The sequence below is a fragment of the Coleofasciculus sp. FACHB-712 genome (genome assembly GCF_014695635.1).
Taxonomy (GTDB): Bacteria; Cyanobacteriota; Cyanobacteriia; order Cyanobacteriales; family FACHB-T130; genus FACHB-T130.
Window position 1 is genome coordinate 1 of sequence record NZ_JACJOQ010000286.1, and the last position, 2,045, is coordinate 2,045.

General features: G+C 45.5%; 3 protein-coding genes. 1 reads left to right on the plus strand and 2 read right to left on the minus strand.

Annotated features, from left to right (window positions below; all coding sequences use genetic code 11):
* Window positions 1–251, plus strand: a 251-nt coding sequence (locus tag H6F50_RS26710; RefSeq protein ID WP_206754821.1) for a hypothetical protein, incomplete at its 5' end; no start/stop codon positions are given.
* Window positions 252–308: 57 nt separating this feature from the next.
* Here H6F50_RS26710 and H6F50_RS07690 read toward each other — a convergent pair.
* Window positions 309–866: a 2OG-Fe(II) oxygenase gene (locus H6F50_RS07690; protein ID WP_190428081.1), complete on the minus strand. Its 558-nt coding sequence runs from the start codon at window positions 864–866 to the stop codon at window positions 309–311.
* A 78-nt stretch (window positions 867–944) separates the two neighbouring features.
* Window positions 945–1,886: a putative 2-dehydropantoate 2-reductase gene (locus H6F50_RS07695; protein ID WP_190428084.1), complete on the minus strand. Its 942-nt coding sequence runs from the start codon at window positions 1,884–1,886 to the stop codon at window positions 945–947.
* Window positions 1,887–2,045 lie beyond the last annotated feature (159 nt).

Sequence of the window (2,045 nt, forward strand, 5' to 3'; positions counted from 1 at the left end):
ATGGGGACACAAAACTTCCCAATCTCCTTTTTTATTTATTATCCTCTAAGCTAAACAATGCAACTCCCAGCAGCTCCCTGCTGGGTAAAGTAAAGATAGGCAATAGGCAACTTTTTTTAATTGTTATTCTGAGCGGAATCCAGTACAGGGTTAGCGAAGACGATGACATAAAAAGTTGTACACGGGATATAAATAAACGGGGAAAACAGCCGTTTGACCTTACAATTATTTATCAGGGAAATAAAGAATAATTAAATGAAATTTTGTAGAGCGATCGCCATTTTTCAAAAGTCAACTTCCCCCGATTTTTATTGGCTCGCATACGTGTACATCACGTCTGAACGCAGTACATACTTTCGACCTTGGATTACGGGTGCGCCTTCATGTTTTATTTCGTGGATAAAGAACAGCGCCATACCGATTTTAGGAACTATAGAGACGTTGGGTGAAAAAAACAGAGTTTCGCCTCCCTCAAAGTCTTCGCTCAGATAAATCATAAAAGTTAAACGGCTATGGTCGCCGTTTGTTCGCCAATAACTACCATCGTGATGTGGTGCGAAGCGCTGACCCGGATCGTATCGGTAGAACCGCAAGCGCTCATTAAGTCCCATTGCACACCAGTTACCGATTCTGGGAACATAAGTTTCCACACGATGCCATAAATTTGCCGCAAGTTCTTCATCATCCAAAATCACCCGATCGTTATTTCGGATTGATGGAGCCATTATGTATTCATCCTGTCCTACGGTGAGACCAGCCGGAGTATAGCCTATGTTTTCGGTTATAGCGATATACTCGGCACACTCTGCTTTTGATAGAACGTTTGGGACGGTAAAAATCGGATTTTCTAAAGGCGCTTTTTTCATGACTAATTATTATTTAAGGTTTTTTTCAGGGTGTCAGGTATATTTAAGTCATGAAAAATCGGATGCCAAAAGAACATACTATTTGTGGCGATTTCTAGCATCCAAAAATTTTAGCTGCTGGTAAAGCATCGCAATTTTCGGCAAATCAACACCTGCTGCTTGTGCAGTTCGTAGGGGATTACCGAACATGGTTTCCACCTCTAGAGGACGCCCTTCGTCATAGTCGATTTTCATACTGGTGCGGTACGGCTTCATCTTTGCCGTGTGATCGAGCATCTTTTCGACAAAGCTATCAGGAATCTTCCGACCAAAAGCAGATGCACCTACCAGCACTTCACCCATCAACTGCTCGGCTAATAATCGCGTGTGAAGATTGTTCATCAGCTCATCTGTTGTGGCGTCAAGAACCACAGAAAGCCCGTTATATGGGATATTCCACACCAGTTTCTGCCAACGAGCAAACAGCAAGTCTTCAGCAAGTTGGATAGGGATGTCAGCACTTTCAAAGTCGCTGGCAATCTGACGCATTCGCTCGGTAATCCCGGCGGGTTGATAATCGGGGGTATATTCGCCGAGTGTAATCGCCTTATAGTCTAGGTGGCGGATGTGTCCTGGCCCCACTTTATTAGAGCAGAGAAAGCACAAGCCTCCCATCACCCGTTCCGAACCAACAATTTTGGCGACTTTCTCTTCAACGCCTAGACCATTTTGCAGTACCAAGACGACGCCACCATCCTTGATCGCAAATGGCAGCATTTCTGGTAGCAGGTGGTTTTGCGTCGTTTTCAGCGCTACAACCACTACATCGCAAGGTGGCATTTTGTTAGCGTCAGGGTAGGCGTTAACGTGAGGGAGGGTAAAATCGCCGTCTGGGGACTCAATGACTAAACCCTGTTGACAGACTTGTTCGTAGTCGCTGTGCAACAGGAAGTGGACATTCAGCCCCGCCCGTTGTAGTTTAGCTCCGTAGTAGCCCCCCAGCGCTCCTGTTCCGAGGATGGCGTAACTCCGATTAGACATTGCTCTTTATAAAAGCTGAATCGCGGATATTTGGGCAACTTGCACGACTGGCGGCAATTGACTTGTGGGTGCGGGTATCATTTCACCCCGGAAGTCTAGTAACTGAACCAGCAGCAGATAGGCGATCGCTAGAATTATAGAAATTGCCCCAGTGATAAT

Excerpts from the sequence above, each read along its gene's own strand:
- H6F50_RS07690 (WP_190428081.1), bottom strand. The coding sequence starts at position 866 with ATGAAAAAAGCGCCTTTAGAAAATCCGATTTTTACCGTCCCAAACGTT.
- H6F50_RS07695 (WP_190428084.1), bottom strand. The coding sequence starts at position 1,886 with ATGTCTAATCGGAGTTACGCCATCCTCGGAACAGGAGCGCTGGGGGGC.